The following is an 18,724-nucleotide window of genomic DNA, read 5'->3' as shown; positions in this document are numbered from 1 at the left end:
TTCGTCCATGGGACTGGTCGCTCGCGCGCTGTTCCTCCTCGCCGGTCCGGTGCTCCGGTGGGCCGCGGACCACCCGCTCCGGACGGCCGGGGGTATCGCCGCGCTCCTCGCGGCGAGCGTCGTCCTCTCCTCGCTCGGCGTCACGGTCGGCGCGGGAGGGGTCGACCTCCCTCCGGCGATGGTCGACCGGTTCGTGGCGTTCTCGCTCCAGCACCCCGCCTACCCCGCTGCGGTCGTCGTGGGCGTGAGCGCGCTGCTGTTCCGGCGGTAGGGACACGGTGCCCCGCCCGCTCCCGTCCGATCCCTGTCGGCCGTGTCCGGATCAGACCGGGAAGGCTCCGAACACGCCCAGGATCGCGACGAGCAGGCCCAGAACCCCGAGGAGTCCCAGGTACTTCAGCCGCTCCCACCGGTAGCCGAGGAACGAGAAGAACCCGGCGAACGCGAACCAGAACAGGAAAGCGGGTCGTGACGCTCGAACGCCTGGAAGCCAATGAACGCGAGGAGACCGAGGAGTCCGAGCATCCAGAGTCCGACGTGTGTCTCCACAGTGGGTCGGTGAGTTTCGGTCATGGTGATCGTCTAGCGGTCGTCCTCCCCCGGCGATAACGCGGGATCCTGGCTCCCGGGGGCCGGGAACGAGGACCCGCGCGGCTGGCCCGCCCTCCGGTGTGCGTTCCCTTCAGGACGACTTCTCGATGGCCTGATCCAGGTCCGCCTTGATGTCCTCGACGCCCTCCGTGCCGACGGAGAGCCGGACCATGTCGGGTCTGACGCCCGCGGCCAGCTGCTCCTCCTCGGTGAGCTGCTGGTGGGTCGTCGATGCGGGGTGGATGACGAGCGTCTTCGCGTCGCCGACGTTCGCGAGCAGGCTCGCGACCTCCGTGCTCTCGACGGTCTTCCGGGCGGCGTCGTAGCCCGCCTCGAGCCCGAAGGCGATCATCCCGCCGTAGCCGCCGTCGAGGTACTTGCTCGCGTTGTCGTGGGTCTCGTGGTCCGAAAGGCCGGGGTAGATGACCCACGAGACGTCGGGGTGGTCGTCGAGATGTTCGGCGACGGCCATCGCGTTCTCGCAGTGGCGTTCCATCCGCATCGGGAGCGACTCCAGTCCCTGGACGGTCTGCCAGGCGTCGAAGGGGGCCTGCTGGTTGCCGAGGTCACGCAGGCCGCGTGCCAGCGCGGCGAAGGTGAACGCCGCCTCGCCGAAGCGCTCGCGGAAGTTCACCCCGTGGTAGGCGGGGTTCTCCTTCGCGATCTCGGGGAACTTCTCGGCGTGGTCCTCCCAGGGGAACGAGCCGCCGTCGACGAGGATCCCGCCGATGGTCGTCCCGTGGCCGTGTATCCACTTCGTGGTCGAACTCCAGGTGAGGTCCGCGCCGTGCTCGATGGGCGAGCAGAGTGCGGGCGTGGCGAACGTGTTGTCCACGAGGAGGGGAACGCCGTTCTCGTGGGCGATGTCCGCGAGCCGCTCGAAGTCCGGCGTGTCCAGAGCGGGGTTGCCGATGGTCTCGCAGTGGACGTACGCCGTGTCCTCGTCGATGGCCTCCTCGTAGGCCTCGTAGTCGAGCGTGTCGACGAACTTCGCCTCGACGCCACGCCGCGGCGCGGTGTGCGTGTAGAACGTGTAGGTGCCGCCGTAGAGCGACGACGCGGTGACGACGTTGTCGCCGGCCTCGGCGAGCATGAACGTCGCCAGGTTCAGCGCGGCCATCCCCGACGCGGTGGCGAGCGCACCGACCCCTCCTTCGAGGGTCGCCATGCGCCCTTCGAGAACCGCGTTCGTCGGGTTCATCAGCCGCGAGTAGATGTTCCCCGCCTCCTCCAGGGCGAACAGCCGCGCGGCGTGGTCGGCGTCGTCGAAGACGTACGACGTGGTCTGGTAGATGGGCGGGGCGCGTGCGCCCGTCGTCGGGTCGGGTTCCTGGCCGGCGTGGAGCGCGTTCGTCTCGAAGCTCCGTTCGCTATCGTCTGCCATACCCCGCCGTCGCGCGCGGGAGGTTTCAACGTTCCCACCCGCGGTAAGGGCTGCCCGTGTCTGTGACGCCCATCGGGAGCTCCCCGCGAACGGGCACTACTCCGAGACCAGCGCGACGGCGACGACGCCCACGACCGCGAGGAGACCGCCGAAGCCGAAGGCGGCGTCCCACGAGAACCGCTCGATGAGCCAGCCCGTGAGGACCGGTGCGGTCAGCGCACCCGAGATCGAGAGGGTCGTCAGCACCGCCAGCCCCGTCCCGCGGGTCTCCTCGGCGCTGAGCTCGCCGACGTAGACGTAGAAGACACCGGTACCGAGCTGTGACCCTACGCCGGCCAGGACGAGCGCGGCGGCGAACCCGAGCGTCGAGGAAACCAGCGTGACCCCGACGAGCGCGGGCAGGACGAGCACGAACGTGGCGACGAGGACCGGTCGACGACGCCCGCCGATCCGGTCCGAGAGCCAGCCGCCGCCGGGGCGCGCGAGCAGGCCCATCGCCGGCACGAGCGCCGTCATCGCCCCGGCGGTCGCGAGGTCGAGCGAGACGACGTCCTTCCCGTAGGTGGGCATCCAGGAGTTGAAGAAGACGAACAGCGAGTACGCACAGAAGCTACTGACCGAGACCAGCAGGATCGTCCGGTCCCGGAGCGCCGCGGCGAACGTCGAGAGCCCGAGACGGCTCTCGTTCCGGACCGGCTCGCGCAGGAGGACGTAGAGGAGGGGGAGTCCGACCGCGGTCACGGCGGGGTACGCGACGAGGGTGGCCCGCCAGCCGAACGCCGCGGCGATCAGGGGGCCGGCGAACTGCGCGAGGGTGACCCCGGCGGGGGCGCTCGCGATGAATATCCCCGTGCCGATCGCCCGGCTCGAAGCCGGGAACGACCGGTCGACGACGTTCGCGCCCGTCGTCCAGAGGAACAGCGCGGAGCCGCCGGCGAGAAAGCGGGTGAGCAGGAACGTCCCGTAGCTCGGCGCGACGGTGCCCAGCGCGGCCGCGACGAACAGCAGGGCCGCCCCGGCCCAGACGAGCAGCCGGTTGTCGTAGCGGTCCATGAGGAGCCCGCCGGGGAGCTGGAGGAGCACCCAGGCGAGGAAGACGGCGCTGATCGCCAGCCCCGCGGCCGGCTTGTCGATCCCGAACTCGCCCACCAGAAGCGGGACCAGGGGCGCGGGCGCGAACAGGTAGGCGTTGAAGCCGGTCGAGACGAGGAAGCACCCGGCGAGGACGAGCCACGGACGCGGGTGCGCCTGGGAGGACACTGGTGGGTCGACTGCGACCGGAGAGAAATGCCTCACGGTACGTCTCGATGGTGTTCGGACGAGCGACCGACGACGAGGGAATCGGGTGAATGGGACTGAAAGGCGTCGCTCGTCCGGCGAGCGAGTCGCGGCCGTCGAACGAGGAGTGTCTTTCGAGCAGTCTCCGCGGCCGGCCGGATTCCGGACGCGACCCACCTAGTCCGAAAACAGCGAGGTGTGGACGGGCGCGAACTCCGACTCGCCGTCGTCCTCTCGGGTGTCCGTGACGGCTGTCCCGCTCACGCCCTCCGCGAGGAAGTCCGCGACGGGCGGACCTACCCGGTCGGGTTCGACGAGGAACGCGTCGTGGCCGTGGTCGCTCTCGACGACGTGGTGGGCCGTCCGCGTGCCGGCCTCCCGGAACGCCTCGGCGAGCGCCTCGTTCCCCTCGACGGTGAAGTGCCAGTCGCCGGTGAAGGAGAGGACGAGTGCCTGTCCGTCGAACGCCGCGAGCGCCGCCGCGTCGGACTCGTAACCGGAGGACAGATCGTAGTTGTCCATCGCCCGCGTGAGGTAGAGGTACGAGTTCGCGTCGAACCGCTCGGCGAACTGTTCGCCGTTGTAGTCGAGGTACGATTCCACGTCGCGGTAGGGGAAGAAGTCCCCCGCCGAGTCGACGGGGAACGTGTCACGGGTGGCCTCGCGGCCCGCGGCGCGCCGGCCGAACTTCTTCTCCATCGAGGCCTTCGAGAGGTACATCACGTGGCCGATCTGCCGGGCGAGCGCCAGCCCGTTCGTCGGGCCCGTCGGTTCGCCGTAGTAGTCACCGCCCTGCCAGTTGGGATCCGTGGTGATACACCGCCTGGCGATGGCGTCGAGCGCGAGACACTGCGGGTCGAGCCGCCCCGCACACGCGATGGGCACCACCCGGTCGACGTGATCGGGGTGGCGTCGGGCCCAGTCGATCACGTTCATGCCGCCGACGCTCCCCCCGACGACCGCGTGGAGGTGCGGTATCCCCAGGTGATCGAGCAGCCGGCGCTGTGACTCCGTCCAGTCCCCCACCGTGACCGGGGGGAACTCGGTCCCCCACGGCTCGCCCGTCTCCGGGTTCTCGGTGGGGGGGCCCGAGGAGCCGTAGCAGGACCCGGGAACGTTCGCACAGACGACGTGGTACTCGGTCGTGTCGATGGCCTTGCCCGGCCCGACGATGTCCTCCCACCAGGCGCGGGCCTGGCCGGCGGTGTTCCCGCCCCGGCGCCGACCGGCGACGTGTGCGCTCCCGGTGAGGGCGTGACAGACGAGAACGGCGTTGTCGCCGGTGAACTCCCCGTAGGTCTCGTAGGCGATCTCCAGGTCGGGGATCGACTCCCCGCACTCGAACTGGAACTCCCCGAGGGAGGCGGTCGCGCGGTCGTGCGGGACCGTCATGCCCCCTCCCTCGTCTCCCCTGTCACGCGCTCGATGGCCGAGTCGAGGTCGGCGATCACGTCGTCGACGTCCTCGATGCCGACCGAGAGGCGGAGCAGGTCGGGCGAGACCCCCGAGGCGCGCTGTTCGGCCTCGTCCAACTGCGCGTGCGTCGTCGAGGCGGGGTGGATGATCAGGGTCCGGGCGTCGCCGATGTTGGCGAGGAACGACGCCAGGTCGACCGCCTCGCAGAGCCGCTTGCAGGCCTCGTATCCGCCTTCGAGCCCGAACGCGACCATCCCCCCGAACCGGTCGAGGTACTCGCTCGCCGCGTCGTGGGTCTCGTGGTCGGCCAGCCCGGGGTAGGTGACCCACGCCACGTCGGGGTGGTCGGCGAGGAACTCGGCCACCGCGTGGGCGTTCTCGCAGTGGCGCTCCATTCGGAGGTGGAGCGTTTCGGTACCTTGCATCGTGGCCCACGCGTCGAACGGGCTCTGTCCGTCGCCGAGCACCCGTGCCGCGCGGTGTCTGGCGGCGAGCGTGAACGCCCGTTCGCCGAAGCGCTCGGCGAAGTTCACGCCGTGGAACGCCGGGTTCGGCCCGCCGACCTCGGGGTACTTCTCGGGGTAGTCGGTCCAGGGGAACGCTCCCGATTCGAGGAGCACCCCGCCGACGGTGGTCCCCGAGCCGTGTATCCACTTCGTGGTGGATTCCCAGACGAGGTCGACGCCGTGCTCGAAGGGTCGACAGAGCGCGGGCGTGGCGAACGTGTTGTCGACCAGGAGGGGGACGCCGTGGTCGTGGGCGACGTCGGCGATCTCGGCGAGCGGTGGCGTGACAAGCGAGGGGTTCGCCAGCGTCTCGCAGTGGACGTACGCCGTGTCCTCGTCGATGGCCTCCTCGTAGGCGTCGGGGTCGAGCGTGTCGACGAACCGGGCCTCGATCCCCCGGCGGTTCGCCGTCTTCGAGAGGTACGAGTGGGTGCCACCGTAAATCGACGAGGCTGAGACGACGTTGTCGCCCGATTCGGTGAGGACGGTCGTCGCGGCATCGAACGCGCCCATCCCCGAGTTCGTGGCGAGAGCGTCCGGCGCGCCGTGGAGCGCGGCGAGCCGCCTCTCGAGTACTCGTACCGTCGGGTTGGAGATGCGCGAGTAGACGTGGTCGAGCTCGTCGAGCGCGTAGAGGCCCGCCGCCGTGTCGGCGTCCTCGAACTCGTAGGAGGTGGTCTGGTGGATGGGCGTGGCCGCCGCGCCGGTGCCCGGGTCACGTTCCCGGCCGGCGTGGACGCAGCGCGTGCCGAACCCGCGGCTCGGCCACCGCTTCCCGTCGTCGTTCATGTGTCTCGTGCATATATTCGAACGTTCCTATAACCACGAGTTACGGCAATACCTGCCGGGCGAGTGGGTCGCAAATCCCGGCGCCCGAGAACCTACTGAGGGATTCTTCTCCAGTTCGATCGAACGGGTCGGTATGCGATACAGATACATCGTGGCCACGGACGGGTCGGAGGAGGCCGACGCGGCCGTCCGTCACGCGTCGACGCAGGCGAGTGCGTTCGGGGCGACCCTCGAACTCGCGCACGTCCTGACGCCCGAGACGAGGCTGGTCGACGGCGAGATCGTGCTGGCTGGCGGGGAGAAGGCTCTCGAACTCGGCGAGCGAACCCTTCGCGGTGCACGACGGATCGCGGCCGACGCCGCCGACGGGCACGACGACGACCTCGTCGTCGAGACGAAGCTGTTGACCGGGTCGCCCGCCGATGCGATCGTCGAGTACGCACGGGAGGTCGGTGCCGACGCAATCTACGTCGGTCACCGGGGCCTCTCCGAGGAGCGCGAACCGTCCGTCGGTAGCGTCGCCAAGAGCGTCGTCGACAAGGCGACCGTCCCGGTGACGGTCACCAAGTGAGAGCGGGTGGTCGGGCGGGGAGCCGCGTCCCCGAACCCCCCCGGACGCGACGGTTCAGACGTTGCCCGAGAGGAACCCGCCCGTGCGGACGACGAAGTAGACGACGAACGCGAGCGCGAGGCCCCACTGGGCCATCGAGACGTCGCGCCCCTCGCCCGTCGCGGCCTTCACGATGGGGTAGGAGATGATGCCCGCGGCGATGCCGTAGCCGATGTTGAACGTGAACGGCATGATGAGGACCGTCATCCCCGCCGGGATGGCGTGGGTGACGTCGTCCCAGTCGACATCGACGAGGTTTCGGAGCATGATGACCGCGACGACCACCAGCGCGATGTGCGAGGCGTACAGGGGGATCGCGGCGGCGAGGGGGACGAGCGCGAGCGCGGCGAGGAACAGGAGCGCCACCACGAGCGCGGTCATCCCGGTCCGGCCGCCCTCCTCGACGCCGGTCGCGGACTCGATGTACGTCGTCACCGTCGAGGTGCCGAGGATTCCACCTACCGTGGTGCCGACGGCGTCGGCCATCAGCGGCTTCTCGATCTCCGGGAGGTCGCCGTTCTCGTCGAGGAAACCTCCCGCCTGCGAGACGCCGGTGAGCGTTCCCGCGGTGTCGAAGAAGTCGACGAAGAAGAACGTGAACACGACGAGCGCGAACGAGAACGCCTCGATGGAGCCGAGCCCACCGAGGAACGCCCCCGCCAGCGGCGTGATGTCGTAGTTCGCGCCCGCGCCGAGGTTCCCTCGGAGCGCCTCCGCGGCCTCCGGTCCCACGAGACCGCTCGCCGCGACGGCGTAGCCCGCGACCGTCGTCGCGAGGACGCCGAGGAGGATGCTCCCCCGAATCCCGCGGGCGTAGAGGGCGAACGTGAAGAACAGCCCCACCACGGAGAGGATGGCGACCGGGTCGGAGGCAACGGCTCCGAGCGTCACATACGTCGCCGGGTCCGCGACGACGACACGCATCTCCTCGAGACCGATGATGGCGAGGAACGCGCCGATGCCGGCCCCGACGGCGAACTTCACCGGTTCGGGGAACGCCTCGATGATGTACCGCCGGGCGCCGGCGACCGTGAGGAGGATGAAGATGACCCCCTCGACGACGACGGCCGCGAGCGCCGTCTGCCACGCGACGCCTAGGGCGCCGACGACGGTGAACGCGAAGAAGGCGTTCAGGCCGAGTCCCGGCGCCTGTGCGAACGGCCGGTTGGCATAGAGCGCCATGATCACGGTCGCCACGAACGCCGCGATGATGGTGACGACGGCCACCGCCTGTACCGTCTCCCCGTACGACAGCCCCGGGACGATGATCCCCGGCTTCTCCCCCTCGATCCCCACCAGGATGCTCGGGTTGACCACGACGATGTAGCTCATCGTCAGGAACGTGGTCAGCCCGGCCAGCACCTCCGTCCGGAGGTCCGTGCCGTGCCGGTCGAACCCGAAGTAGTCCGACAGCGAGTCAGTTGCAGCCATGATGCACGTTCGAGCACGGCGGCCAGTCGAGACTTAAGTATTTTCCTCTCGGTGGGGGATTTCTATACACGTATGTGGGCATCTCAACTATAGTCACCTTCGGCCGCGCGAGTCAGCCGAGGGCGGTCAGCGCTTCCACCGGTGCGTCCACCCGCTCGCGTGCCCGTTCCATCCCGTCCTCGCCGACGCGGATGAGCGCGAACACGCCCGTCACGTCGGCACCGGCCCGCTCGGCGATGTCGAGCAGGAGCTCCTGGGTCTCGCCCGACCTGATGAGGTCGTCGACCACGAGCGCCGAGTCGCCGGGGCCCACCGCGTGTGCGGGGAGGTAGTAGGTGAGTTCGATGCCCGACTGGAGCCGCTTTCGGGACTCGATGAACTCCTCGACGGCGGTTTCGCGGGTCTTCTTCGCGTACGCGACGGCCGCGTCGAAGTGGCTCGCCATCGCCGTCGCCAGCGTGATGCCGTCGGTCGCCGCCGTCAGCACCACGTCGGGTCGCTCGAAGCCGAACACCTCGGCCGCCACCGGCGGAACGAGCTCCAGGAGTGCCTGGTCGAACACCACGCGCGTGTTGTCGACGTACCCCTCCTCGTCGGTCTCGATGCGGGCCGCCAGCTCCTCCTCCAGGAGCGTCCGCCCGACGTCTGCCACCACCGCTCGCGCCCGCTCGACCCCCGGGAGGACGTGCCCGTTCACGTACCTGTTGAGGTCGCCCGCCGGGAGGCCGGTCTCTGCGGCCAGCTGGTCGTACGTCCGGGTCCGCTTTCGTGTCCGCAGCACCCGGACGGCGCGTAGCTGGAGGGCCGCCTTCTCCGCGCGGTTCATGGCGAGCGTGGGTGCCTGCACGGAAATGTATATTTCGATGTTCGGACGACGGTACCTATACACGAGCGTGCGGTCTCCGCGGCCCCCGAGGCGGGGACGGGATCACTCCCCGGGGTCGACACCGGCGTCGGCCAGCAGTTCGGAGGCGGTCAGCAGCGCCTCCATCTCCACCCCCGCCTCGGCGAGGTTCTCGCGGGCCCCCTCCTCGCGGTCCACCACCACGAGGACCCGCTCGACGACCGCGCCCGCCTCGCGGAGCGCCTCGACCGCGTCGATGGCCGACCCCCCCGTGGTCGCGATGTCCTCCAGGACGACGACCTCCTCTCCTCCTCGAACCGGCCCTCGATCCGGTTGCCCGTGCCGTACTCCTTGGCCGACTTGCGGACGATCACGTACTCGTTTTCACCCACCAAACTCGTCGCCGCGACCAGGGGCACCGCTCCGAGCGCGACCCCCGCGAGCCTGGCGTCGCCGACCCGCTCGGCGAACCGCTCGGCGATCAGCCGCAGACACCGCGGGTCCGTCTCGAACAGGTACTTGTCCACGTAGTAGTTCGAGGTGCCCCCCGAGGAGAGTTCGAACTCGCCGAACTTCACGGCCTCCGCCTCCCGGAGCGCCCCGATCAGTTCCTCGTCCGCTCCGCCCTCGCCGTCCTCCTTCCCGGCGGTCATACCCGCGGGTGAGCGGGGACCGGTCGTAAGTGGTGTGGAACCGATCCGTCGCTCCGTCCACGCCCCTCCCGGGCGTATCCCGGAGCACTCGCCGGGCGAACCTACCGCTCGGGGTGAGTCGGCGCGTCGAACCCCCCCCGGACGAGCGGCTCGGCGACGTGCCGACGGGCGACCGGCGGGACCTCGTACCACCCGACTTCGAGGTCTCGATCGACCGGTCGCTCGGTCTTCCCCGCGGAACTCGTCCCGCAGTCCCGACACCGGTAACCCTGCCCGCGTCCCGCAGAGGACATCCGCCGGTCGCACTCCGGGCACGTCGGGTTCACAGACTCGGTAGTCACGAGCTCGCGGACGGCGAACTTCTCCAGTTTCAGCGTCCCCTCGCTCACCTCCCCGCAGACGGTGAGCCGGTCGCCGATCCGGAGCGCGCGGACCCGGTCGCGGAACCGTTTGGTGGGCTCGAACGCCGCACACCGCAGGTCCGTTCCCGCGTCCTCGAGGTCGAAGAAGACGTGCCCGCCGCGACGGGTTTCGGGGCCCGACGCGACCGTCCCGTCGAGCCGGTACGCGCGGGCTTCCTCGACTCCCGCCACTTCGCCGGGCCGGAGGTGTGCGTCGGTCCCCTGGTTGGTGACGAAGGTCTCGCGGCGCTCGACCGGTTCGCCCTCGATAGCCTCGCTCACCCGCCGGCAGGCCGAGGGGTCGTCACCCCGGATCCCGTGGAGTACCGGTCCCGGCGTGTGTGGCACGCAGACCGCTTCGCCCTCCACCCGGTCGACGGTGTCCCAGACGGTCGGGTACTCGACCTCGGCGGCCGCGAAGACCGAGTCGCGGTCGACCTCGCGGGGGGTTCCCCACCGGTCCGACTCCCGATAGGCGATGACCTCGTAGGTCGGCCCGTCGAACGTCCCGTCCTCGTCCCACGCTCGCCACGCGCCGACGGCCGCGAGCGCGCCGACGACGCCCCGACCGAGCTTCCAGCCCTCGTGGCGGTACTCGTACGTGTCCGCCAGCGAGCGGGCCTCGGCAGGGTCGACCTCCTCGCGAACCGCCCGACGGGAGAACTCGGCCACCGGAGCCGGCACCGTGTCGGGCGACCCCGGTGCGATCACGACGCCGGGGTTCGTGTCGGGGTCGGCCGTCTCGGCGGCGTCCCCGACCGCCTCGGCGGCGAGGGCGAACGCCTCGTCGGGCGCGACGTCGGTGTGGACCGCGAGTGCGGCGTTACCGCGTGTCTTGTACGGCACCGCGGGGTTCAGCCTGACGAGACAGAGCCGCTCGACGATCCCCTCGTGTCGCAGCCGCTCGGCGAGGCGCGCGGCCACGTACGTCGTACACATCCCCCGCTCTCGCGAGTCCGTGTCGTCGAGGCCGACGACGGTCACGCCGCCGGGTTCGAGGTCCCCGCCTAACCCCGTTGCGGTCCGGGTTCTCCTATATCAACGTATCGTCGATCGGAAACGGAACCGCCGGAGGGCGGCGTCCCAACCGAGGGAAACACATATACATCAGGAAGGTACTATGTACCCCTATGTCCCGGTCGGCACTGGTCGGCAACGTGACCGCGATGCTGGAGGACGCGGGGTTCTCGGTCAGCGACCGGTGTGCCATTCGTCCGAAGAGCTTCGACGTCGCCGCCCGCCGAGGGAAGGACGTCCTGCTGCTGAAGATACTCGCCAACGTCGACGCGTTCGACGGGGCGACCGGTGCCGAGATGCGCCGGCTCGGTACCTACCTCGGCGCGACGCCGATGGTGATCGGCCTGCGGACCCGCGACGAGGACCTCAACCCGGGCGTGGTCTACTTCCGCCACGGCGTACCGGCGATCGCCCCGGACACCGCGATGGACCTCTTCATCGAGGAGGTCCCGCCGCTGATCTACGCCGCCCCCGGGGGACTGTACGTCAACATCGACGCCGACATCCTCGCGGACGCCCGCGAGGAGCGCGACTGGTCACTCGGCCGCCTCGCAAGCGAACTCGGCGTCTCCAGGCGGACCGTCTCGAAGTACGAGGACGGGATGAACGCGAGCGTCGAGGTGGCCGCCCGGCTCGAGGAGGTGTTCGAAAAGCCGCTCACCTCCCCAGTCGAGGTGCTCGAAGGGGCCGAGGACGTCCACGAGGGCGAGCCCACCCCCGAGGACCCCGACGCGGATCCCGACGACGAACCGGTCATCTTCGCGCTCACCCGCGTCGGCTTCGACGTCCACCCTACGTCCCGCGCGCCGTTCAAAGCGGTCAGCGAGGACGGCGACCGGACCGAGGACGCCGTGCTGACCGGCCACTCGGAGTTCAACCGCACCGCCGAGAAGCGCGCCCGGATCATGTCCTCGGTCGGCGAGGTCACGCGGACCCGGTCGCTCTACGTCGTCGACAGGGCCACCCGTGACAACGTCGACGGGACCGCGCTGGTCGAGCGCGACGAGATAGCGCGCATCAGCGACGCCGACGACCTGCGTGACCTCATCATGGACCGGAGCGACGGGGCCGCCGAGTCGGCCTGACGCCGTATCCGAACCTCCAGCCGCACACCTCCCGTCGAATCCCCTCTCTCCGGCTCCGAGCCGACGGCGGGAGCGACGCGTCCGAAACGGCCTGCCCGGCTGTGTTCTTCCGGTGCGCCGCGGGGGTACACCTTTTTACCGTGTCGTGGTGTACCGCGTCACATGCAGTTCCTCATCGTCGGCTACGGTCGCGTCGGCAAGCGGACGGCCGAGATACTCCGGTCGGAGGGCCACAACGTCACCATCGTCGAGGTGGACGGGGAGAAGGCGAGTATGGCCGAGGCCGACGGGTTCGACGTGGTCGTGGGGAGCGGTGACGACGAGTCGGTCCTGCTGGAGGCCGGCCTCGAGACCGCGGACGCCGTCGGCGGGCTGACGGGGAACCTGAACGTCAACTACGCCGCCTGCACCATCGCCGGCAGCCACGACTGCCGGACGGTGATACGCATCGACGAGGACTACCGCGAGGAGATCTACGAGGGGTACGCCGCGAACGTCGACGAGGTAGTCTACCCCGAGCGCCTCGGGGCCGCCGGCGCGAAGACCGCCCTCCTCGGAGGCGACCTGAACGTCCTCGCGGACCTGACGGAGACGCTCACGGCCGCGAGCGTCCGCATCCCCGCGGAGTCCCCACACGTCGGCCGGCGGGTCGTCTCGCTCGAACTCCCGGGTAACGCCCGGGTCTACGCGCACGGACGGGCGAACGAGCCGATGACGATCCCGCTCCCGCAGACGGAGATCGAGGACGGCGACAGCGTGGCCGTCGTGGCGGAACAGGACACGCTCGCGGAGGTCAAGGCGATGCTCACCGGTGCCGACGCCGAGGAGGCGGGCGCGGCCTGAGCGCGGTCGAACGCCGCCGGTGTGTGACCCCCGGTCGCGGACCGGTACGGTGCTCGTTCGAAAGGAAAGGGGCCGGGCGCGCGTCGGGAGGATGGGGTTAGTCGAGGTCGCCTGCGCGCGCCCACCGATGCCTGCGGCATGGGGTGGCATAAATCCGCGTCAGACGCCCGCGTGACGGCCGTACGCGCCGTCGGCTCCCCCGTTCGACGGCCATCGCGGGAACGGCGATCGTTCAGAACGTATAGGTGAACCGGTCCCGAAGGCCCGGTATGTCGATCACCGGCACCGGACTCCCGCTCGTGACGCCGTTCGACGACGACGGCGACGTCGACCACGACGGCCTCGCCGACCTCGTGAGCTGGGTCGAGACGCGGGGTATCGACTTCATCGTCCCGGCGGGCTCGAACAGCGAGGCACCCATGCTGAGCACCGACGAGCACGCCGCGGTCGTCGAGACGGTCTGTGAGGCCGCCTCGATCCCCGTGATGGCCGGGACGGGAACCCCCGGCTACGGCCCCACGCTCGACCTGACCGGGCGGGCCGCCGACGCGGGAGCGGAGGGCGCGCTCGTGGTCACCCCGTTCTACTACGACCACGACCAGGAGGCGCTCGAGGCCTACTACCGCGACCTCGCCGACGAGGCCTCGATCCCGATCTACCTCTACAGCGTCCCGGCGTACACGCACAAGCCCATCGACCCCGAGGTCGTCGGCCGACTCGCCGAGCACCCCAACATCCGGGGGATGAAGGACTCCTCGGGGAACGTCGACCGGTTCTACCGGACGCTCGACCGCGTCGGCGACGCCGACTTCGATCTGTTCGTCGGCTCGGGCGGCGTGTACGCGCCGGCGCTCGACGCCGGGGCTTCCGGTGGGATACTCGCGCTGGCGAACGTCGCGCCGGACCTCGCGAGCGCCATCTACGAGCGCCACACTTCCGGCGACCGCGAGGGTGCCCACGCGCTCAACGACGCCGGACGCGATCTGAACTTCGCGGTGACGGCGACCCACAGCATCCCCGGGCTGAAGGCCGCGATGAAGTCGCGCGGGGCTCCCGCGGGCGAACTCCGCCGTCCCCACCGGCCCGTCGACGACGACGTGGCCGAGGAACTCGCCGAGATGGTCGAGGAGGCGCTGATGCCCCTCGAAGCCACGCCGTAGCTCCCTCCGTCTCCCGCCCGTTCTCGTTCCCGCCCGCCACGGCACGGCGATCGGATCCCTCCGATCTTCGCTCGTGCGCTCCGGCACGCTCCGCCGTGCACGTGACGGCACGGGGCACGACGACCTGGACCCCCCACGACTACCAGCGACGGAACCGACGGGTCCGGTGTGGAGACGAGGAGGTTTAGTCGCGCCCGTCCGACCGGGGGGTATGGAGAGCCCCAACGTGATGGCCGTCGAGCTGATCGACGAGGCCATCGACTTCGCTGACGAGCTCGCGGTCGACGTCTGGGAACTGGACAACGGCGCGACGGTCGTGGACTTCGGCGTCGAGACCGTCGGTGGTGTCGAGGCGGGGCTACTGCTCGCCGAGATACAGACCGGCGGGCTCGCCACCGTCCAGACGGCGATGGACTCGGTCGCCGGCGCGCCGCTCACCCACGTCGAACTCCAGACCGACCACCCGGCGCTCGGCCTGCTCTGTGCGCAGAAGGCGGGCTGGGAACTCTCGGTGGACGGGTTCGAGGGCCTCGGCTCCGGCCCCGCGAGGGCGCTCGTCGCCGAGGAGGAGGAGTTCACCCGGACGGGCTTCGCCGACGAGGCCGACTTCGCCGTCCTCGCCGTCGAGACGGACACCCTGCCGGTCGCGAAGGTCGCCGAGCACGTCGCGGGGATGGCCGGGGTCGACCCCGCGGCGACGTTCCTCCCCGTCTTCGCCACCGGATCGATCACCGGGAGCGTCACGCTCGCGGCCCGTGCGGCCGAACTCGCGGCGTTCCGGCTGGCCGAACTCGGCTACGACCCGCTCGACCTCCTCTCGGTGACCGGCCGCGCGCCCGTCGCGCCCGTCGCCGCCGACGAGGAGGCGGCGATGGCCCGGACGAACGACGCGCTCGCCTACGGTTCGGAGGTCCATCTCACGCTGGCCGAGCCGTTCGACCGATTCGAGGAGGTCGCCTCGACCGCCCGCGAGGAGTACGGTCGCCCGTTCGCCGAGGTGTTCGAGGAGGCCGACTGGGACTTCGCCGAGGTCCCACGCGGGGTGTTCGCCCCCGCGAAGGTCACCCTCGACGTCGTCGGCGGGGAGACGCGCGTCGTCGGCGAACTCGACGAGGCGCTGGTCGCCGAGTCGTTCGGGCTCTGAGGTGCGGACGGTGCAGTACAAGGTCGTCCCACCGGCACCCGACTCGCTCGACGCCCTCGAAGCGGCCCGCCGGGCGGTCCCGCTCGTCCCCCGGAGCGAGGACGACTGCTGTGCCCGCGTGATGGACCGGGTGGGCGTCCCCGCCCGCGACGAGGCCAAGGAGTGGCTGACGTTCATGCGCGCGCTGGGGCTCGTCTCCGAGGCCGAACGCGGCTACCACCGCACACGCGAATCCGCGGGCCGCGACCGGCTCGCGCGGGCGTTCCGCGAGCGCGTATACGGGGCGGCGGACCTGCTCTCGGTCCTCGATACTGAGCAAACCATCTCCGCCGGCGAGGCCTTCGAGCGGTTCGCCGACTCGGTCCCCGACTGGGAGCGACAGCGTCACGCCGACTGGCAGCAGGTGTGGGGTGAGCGAGTCGAACGGATCCTCGACTGGGCGGTCCTGTTCGGCCTCGCCGACCGAGAGGAGCGAGGTACGTCCGGCGATGACGTCCTCGCCTACCCATCCGTCGGCGTCCGATCCGGCGCTCCCGCCCCCCGACGCGCCCGTCGACGCCGTGCTGTTCGACGTCGACGACACGCTCTGTCGCTACCGGCGATCCGGTGCCGAGCTGCTCTCGCTCGCGTTCGACCTCGTCGGTGTCGACCCGTTCTTCGGCGTCGAGGACTACCACGAGCGCTACCCGGAGTTTGCGGCGACGACCGACGACGTCGACTCGCTCCGGCGGGCGTGTTTCGCCGCCCTCGCCGAGGAGCGGGGTCGGGACCCCGCACTCGGCCGGCGCGTCGCGGCCGCGTTCGCCGACGAGCGCGACCACCGGGACGTCCGGCCGCTCGACGGGGCACTCTGTGCCGTCGAGCGGCTGGACGGGGACCACCGGCTCGGCGTCGTCACCAACGGCGCGCCGTCGATGCAGCGACGCAAGCTCGAGGGGCTCGGGCTCGCCGACGCGTTCGACGCCGTCGTCTTCGCCGGCTACGACTCGGCCCCCAAGCCCGACCCCGAGCCGTTCGGTCGGGCGCTCCGTTCGCTCTCGGTCCGGCCCGAACGGGCGGTCCACGTCGGAAACTCGATCGGGTCGGACGTGGCCGGCGCTCACGCCGCGGGCGTCAGGGCGGCGTGGCTCGCCGACGAACGGACGGCGGGTGCCGGGATCGACACCACATCCGCTCCGACGTACACGCTGGCGTCGATGGGCGACCTCCTCGATCCGCCGTGGTGGGCGTGATCAGATCCCCCACCCACGTCCGGTGACACCCGGTCCGCCGCCGTTCGCCTCCTCACCACCCTCTCCGTGGTTACGGACGGCCATCGGGGTGAGCTCCCGTTCGAGCTCGCGTGCGTCGAGGCGTTCGTCCAGTTCGATCGACAGCGTCTCACCTCCGGCTGCCACGTGGACGTGGGCCGTCCAGGGGTCCTCGGAGCGGACGTCGACGGTGAACGCCGCCTCGCGCCAGGGGTCCCGGCGGTAGCTGTCGATACCCTGTTCGTAGAGGAAGGCGCTCACCCGTGGGTGGCTGTCGAGCATCCCCGCGGTGTTCACTCGAACGAACCAGCGGCAGTGCTCGCAGGCGAACGACACCGCGAACGCGTCGCGCTCCCCGACTCTCCCGCGCCCGTTACTCGCGGGGAGCGACGCCACGTCCCCGCCGACGTCGGCGTCGACCGTCCCCGAACAGTAGGGGCAGAACCCCCGTAGCATCGCGCCCGTGTCGTTGACGGCTCGTTCCCGCAACGCGCGGGCGAGCCCCGTCCCGTCCGTCCGTGTGAGCCCGCCAGCGGGCAGGGGGTACCGGTAGGTGAGTATCCCGCAGTCCCGACAGCCGAGGACCCCCTGCCGTCCTCGACTCCGACCTCCTGTGAACCCTCACAGCCCGGACAGGGGACGTCCGTCTCCAGGCGGTCGCGGTCGATCCTCTCACCCAGCGGCCCCGTCTTCAGCGCGCGGTAGACGTACACGCCTGGGAGCATGAGCCGGTAGCCGTCGTCCCCCCGTTCGACGAACGTCCCCGTGAGCCGGCGGAGGTGGTAGTTGAAGTTCCCGTTGTCCCCGATCCCCACCCGCGACTGGAGATCGGAGAACCCGATGGAATCCACCCCTCCCGGCCCGCTTGCGTCGCCGAGCTCGAGGACGATCCGCAGCCGTGTCTCGTTCCCCAGTAGCGAGAACGCCGACGTCAGCTCGCCTCCCCCAGTCACGTGTGTTCATGTCTCCCGCCCCGTGTAAATGGTCGGGTCGTCGGGTGCAGGGTGTGCGTCGTGTCAGATGTCGTAGTGAATCCGACTGCTCCGAACCGATTTATCCCTGGACGTAGTGATCGGTAGTGGACACGGCCTGAGCACGGCTCGCCCTTGCCGGGGTTGCCAGTCTATCCGTGTCCCGCTATAGGCCGGAGATGGGGGAGAAGACAGCCTCTGACACCTGTTCTCCTCGTCTGGCTTTCTACGACGCACCGCGACTCACAGTACGGCGCTCGACTCCTCGTGATCCACCGACCCCGAGCGAAGCGGTCGGACCGGTCCCCTCACCGGATCGGGATCCGGACACCGGGCTCCGTCCGTCGCCCGGACAGCTCGACCAGCCGCTCGACGCGCTCGTCCATCGACGGGTGTGTCGAGAGCATCCGGCTCAGCGGGTCCGACTCCTCGGCGTGGATGTAGAGGGTAGCGAGGAGGCCACCCGCCGGGTGTGAGGCCCGCTCGATGGTCCGGAGGGCGCGAGCGAGCGCGAGCGGTCGTCCGGTCACCTGGGCGGCACGCTCGTCGGCGGCGAACTCGCGCCGTCGCGAGTGCGCCCGGACGACTATCGTGAGGACGACGAGTACCGACAGCACCAGACGGCCCACGGCCGCCCGCAGGAGATCGATCCCCGGCGTCCCCTGCCCCGGTCGTCCCCGGGTCCACGCGAGCGATCGCGAGAGGCCACCGAGCAACAGCGCCACCGGCAACAGCGGGACGGTCAGCACGCTCACGAGGGTGCGGACGAGGCTGTAGGCCAGCGTCTGGACGAGACTGTCGCGGCTCTCGATGTGGGCCAGCTCGTGGGCGAGGATCCCCTCCAGTTCGCGGGCGTCGAGCAGACGGAACAGCCGACCGTCGAGCACGACGACCCCGTCGCGCCCGCCGCCGAGCGCGAGCGCGTTCGGCATCTCCATGCGCGCGACGGCGATCCGGGGCGTCTCCACGCCGACGCGCCCCGCGAGCGTCTCGAGCCGGTCGTAGAGGGCGGGGGCCCGCTCGGGGGTGAGCGTCCGGGCGTCGAGCCCGGCGAGCAGCCTCGCCGTCCCGAACTGGTAGGAGAGGTAGCCGAGGGCGAGCGTCAGCCCCACGACGAGGACGGCGGTCGTCAGGATCTCGGTCCGGGTGAGCCCCCGCAGGAACGACGCGATGAGGAGGTAGCTCGCCGCCGCGAGTGCCGCGTAGACGACGAACAGCGTCACGCCGACGACCACCATCAGGAGGCGTGCTCCGATACCGGGCTGGGGAGCGGGACCGGGCCGGTCCATACGTGTCGGTACGCCGCTCGGCCGCAAGCGGGTTCCGATCGCCGACGTCTCCGAGGCGACCC

The 18,724-nt window shown here is 70.4% G+C and carries 16 protein-coding genes and 1 pseudogene; 7 read left to right on the top strand and 10 right to left on the bottom strand.

All coding sequences use genetic code 11. The features are described from left to right. Nucleotides 1-7: 7 nt before the first annotated feature. The gene (locus WDJ58_RS22685) at nucleotides 8-271 is read left to right on the top strand and encodes a hypothetical protein (protein ID WP_338915593.1); all 264 of its coding nucleotides are present in this window, start codon (nucleotides 8-10) and stop codon (nucleotides 269-271) included. A 411-nt stretch (nucleotides 272-682) separates the two neighbouring features. On the opposite strand, the gene WDJ58_RS22680 is transcribed toward WDJ58_RS22685, so the two are convergent. From WDJ58_RS22680 to WDJ58_RS22665, 4 genes are all read right to left on the bottom strand, one after another. Continuing rightward, nucleotides 683-1,975, bottom strand: coding sequence for an O-acetylhomoserine aminocarboxypropyltransferase/cysteine synthase family protein (locus tag WDJ58_RS22680; protein WP_338915592.1), 1,293 nt, complete (start codon nucleotides 1,973-1,975; stop codon nucleotides 683-685). A gap of 96 nt (nucleotides 1,976-2,071) precedes the next feature. Next, the gene (locus tag WDJ58_RS22675) at nucleotides 2,072-3,235 is read right to left on the bottom strand and encodes an MFS transporter (RefSeq protein ID WP_338915591.1); all 1,164 of its coding nucleotides are present in this window, start codon (nucleotides 3,233-3,235) and stop codon (nucleotides 2,072-2,074) included. A 195-nt stretch (nucleotides 3,236-3,430) separates the two neighbouring features. Beyond that, the gene (gene metX / locus WDJ58_RS22670) at nucleotides 3,431-4,645 is read right to left on the bottom strand and encodes a homoserine O-acetyltransferase MetX (protein ID WP_338915590.1); all 1,215 of its coding nucleotides are present in this window, start codon (nucleotides 4,643-4,645) and stop codon (nucleotides 3,431-3,433) included. Then, the gene (locus WDJ58_RS22665) at nucleotides 4,642-5,964 is read right to left on the bottom strand and encodes an O-acetylhomoserine aminocarboxypropyltransferase/cysteine synthase family protein (RefSeq protein WP_338915589.1); all 1,323 of its coding nucleotides are present in this window, start codon (nucleotides 5,962-5,964) and stop codon (nucleotides 4,642-4,644) included. Before WDJ58_RS22665 ends, metX begins: the two co-directional genes overlap by 4 nt. Before the next feature lie 133 nt (nucleotides 5,965-6,097). Between WDJ58_RS22665 and WDJ58_RS22660 the strand changes: the two genes are divergently transcribed. Beyond that, the gene (locus WDJ58_RS22660; RefSeq protein WP_338915588.1) at nucleotides 6,098-6,535 is read left to right on the top strand and encodes a universal stress protein; all 438 of its coding nucleotides are present in this window, start codon (nucleotides 6,098-6,100) and stop codon (nucleotides 6,533-6,535) included. A gap of 54 nt (nucleotides 6,536-6,589) precedes the next feature. On the opposite strand, the gene WDJ58_RS22655 is transcribed toward WDJ58_RS22660, so the two are convergent. The 4 genes and pseudogenes from WDJ58_RS22655 to WDJ58_RS22640 form a co-directional block, all read right to left on the bottom strand. Beyond that, entirely contained in the window at nucleotides 6,590-8,005 is a 1,416-nt protein-coding gene (locus tag WDJ58_RS22655) for an NCS2 family permease (RefSeq protein ID WP_338915587.1), read from the bottom strand. Between the two features lie 112 nt (nucleotides 8,006-8,117). Then, nucleotides 8,118-8,831 (bottom strand): phosphoribosyltransferase family protein, encoded by a 714-nt coding sequence (locus tag WDJ58_RS22650; protein WP_338915586.1) that lies wholly within the window; start codon nucleotides 8,829-8,831, stop codon nucleotides 8,118-8,120. 102 nt (nucleotides 8,832-8,933) lie between these two features. Further along, nucleotides 8,934-9,502 (bottom strand): annotated as a pseudogene (gene pyrE / locus WDJ58_RS22645) (orotate phosphoribosyltransferase). A gap of 101 nt (nucleotides 9,503-9,603) precedes the next feature. After that, on the bottom strand, nucleotides 9,604-10,887 hold the full coding sequence (locus WDJ58_RS22640; protein WP_338915585.1) for a tRNA(Ile)(2)-agmatinylcytidine synthase: 1,284 nt from the start codon (nucleotides 10,885-10,887) through the stop codon (nucleotides 9,604-9,606). 146 nt (nucleotides 10,888-11,033) lie between these two features. On the opposite strand from WDJ58_RS22640, the gene WDJ58_RS22635 reads away from it, so the two are divergent. The 5 genes from WDJ58_RS22635 to WDJ58_RS22615 all read left to right on the top strand — a co-directional run bounded on the left by WDJ58_RS22635 (nucleotide 11,034) and on the right by WDJ58_RS22615 (nucleotide 16,384). Beyond that, nucleotides 11,034-12,005: a transcriptional regulator gene (locus tag WDJ58_RS22635; RefSeq protein ID WP_338915584.1), complete on the top strand. Its 972-nt coding sequence runs from the start codon at nucleotides 11,034-11,036 to the stop codon at nucleotides 12,003-12,005. Nucleotides 12,006-12,167: 162 nt separating this feature from the next. Further along, nucleotides 12,168-12,848 carry a potassium channel family protein gene (locus WDJ58_RS22630; protein WP_338915583.1) on the top strand — a complete coding sequence of 227 codons (681 nt, stop codon included), beginning with the start codon at nucleotides 12,168-12,170 and terminating at the stop codon, nucleotides 12,846-12,848. A gap of 269 nt (nucleotides 12,849-13,117) precedes the next feature. Next, on the top strand, nucleotides 13,118-14,008 hold the full coding sequence (locus WDJ58_RS22625; protein WP_338915582.1) for a dihydrodipicolinate synthase family protein: 891 nt from the start codon (nucleotides 13,118-13,120) through the stop codon (nucleotides 14,006-14,008). A gap of 211 nt (nucleotides 14,009-14,219) precedes the next feature. Next, nucleotides 14,220-15,152, top strand: a complete 933-nt coding sequence (gene mch, locus WDJ58_RS22620) for a methenyltetrahydromethanopterin cyclohydrolase (protein WP_338915581.1) — start codon at nucleotides 14,220-14,222, stop codon at nucleotides 15,150-15,152. 488 nt (nucleotides 15,153-15,640) lie between these two features. Continuing rightward, entirely contained in the window at nucleotides 15,641-16,384 is a 744-nt protein-coding gene (locus tag WDJ58_RS22615) for an HAD family hydrolase (RefSeq protein WP_338915580.1), read from the top strand. Here the strand turns inward: WDJ58_RS22615 and WDJ58_RS22610 are convergent, their stop codons facing one another. Next, complete coding sequence (locus WDJ58_RS22610; RefSeq protein ID WP_338915579.1) at nucleotides 16,385-16,891, bottom strand: DUF7351 domain-containing protein; 507 nt, start codon at nucleotides 16,889-16,891, stop codon at nucleotides 16,385-16,387. A gap of 790 nt (nucleotides 16,892-17,681) precedes the next feature. Next, nucleotides 17,682-18,662 (bottom strand): M48 family metallopeptidase, encoded by a 981-nt coding sequence (locus WDJ58_RS22605; protein WP_338915578.1) that lies wholly within the window; start codon nucleotides 18,660-18,662, stop codon nucleotides 17,682-17,684. Between the last annotated feature and the right edge of the window lie 62 nt (nucleotides 18,663-18,724).

The organism is Salinirubellus litoreus, from assembly GCF_037335815.1.
Taxonomy (GTDB): domain Archaea; phylum Halobacteriota; class Halobacteria; order Halobacteriales; family Haloarculaceae; genus Salinirubellus; species Salinirubellus litoreus.
Note: the sequence above shows the minus strand (reverse complement) of the source record. Positions and strands in the feature narration are given on the sequence as shown.

Coding starts and splice junctions, on each gene's coding strand:
- WDJ58_RS22685 (WP_338915593.1), top strand. CDS start 8: ATGGGACTGGTCGCTCGCGCGCTGTTCCTCCTCGCCGGTCCGGTGCTC.
- WDJ58_RS22680 (WP_338915592.1), bottom strand. CDS start 1,975: ATGGCAGACGATAGCGAACGGAGCTTCGAGACGAACGCGCTCCACGCC.
- metX (WP_338915590.1), bottom strand. CDS start 4,645: ATGACGGTCCCGCACGACCGCGCGACCGCCTCCCTCGGGGAGTTCCAG.
- WDJ58_RS22665 (WP_338915589.1), bottom strand. CDS start 5,964: ATGAACGACGACGGGAAGCGGTGGCCGAGCCGCGGGTTCGGCACGCGC.
- WDJ58_RS22660 (WP_338915588.1), top strand. CDS start 6,098: ATGCGATACAGATACATCGTGGCCACGGACGGGTCGGAGGAGGCCGAC.
- WDJ58_RS22655 (WP_338915587.1), bottom strand. CDS start 8,005: ATGGCTGCAACTGACTCGCTGTCGGACTACTTCGGGTTCGACCGGCAC.
- WDJ58_RS22650 (WP_338915586.1), bottom strand. CDS start 8,831: ATGAACCGCGCGGAGAAGGCGGCCCTCCAGCTACGCGCCGTCCGGGTG.
- WDJ58_RS22635 (WP_338915584.1), top strand. CDS start 11,034: ATGTCCCGGTCGGCACTGGTCGGCAACGTGACCGCGATGCTGGAGGAC.
- WDJ58_RS22630 (WP_338915583.1), top strand. CDS start 12,168: ATGCAGTTCCTCATCGTCGGCTACGGTCGCGTCGGCAAGCGGACGGCC.
- WDJ58_RS22625 (WP_338915582.1), top strand. CDS start 13,118: ATGTCGATCACCGGCACCGGACTCCCGCTCGTGACGCCGTTCGACGAC.
- mch (WP_338915581.1), top strand. CDS start 14,220: ATGGAGAGCCCCAACGTGATGGCCGTCGAGCTGATCGACGAGGCCATC.
- WDJ58_RS22615 (WP_338915580.1), top strand. CDS start 15,641: ATGACGTCCTCGCCTACCCATCCGTCGGCGTCCGATCCGGCGCTCCCG.
- WDJ58_RS22605 (WP_338915578.1), bottom strand. CDS start 18,662: ATGGACCGGCCCGGTCCCGCTCCCCAGCCCGGTATCGGAGCACGCCTC.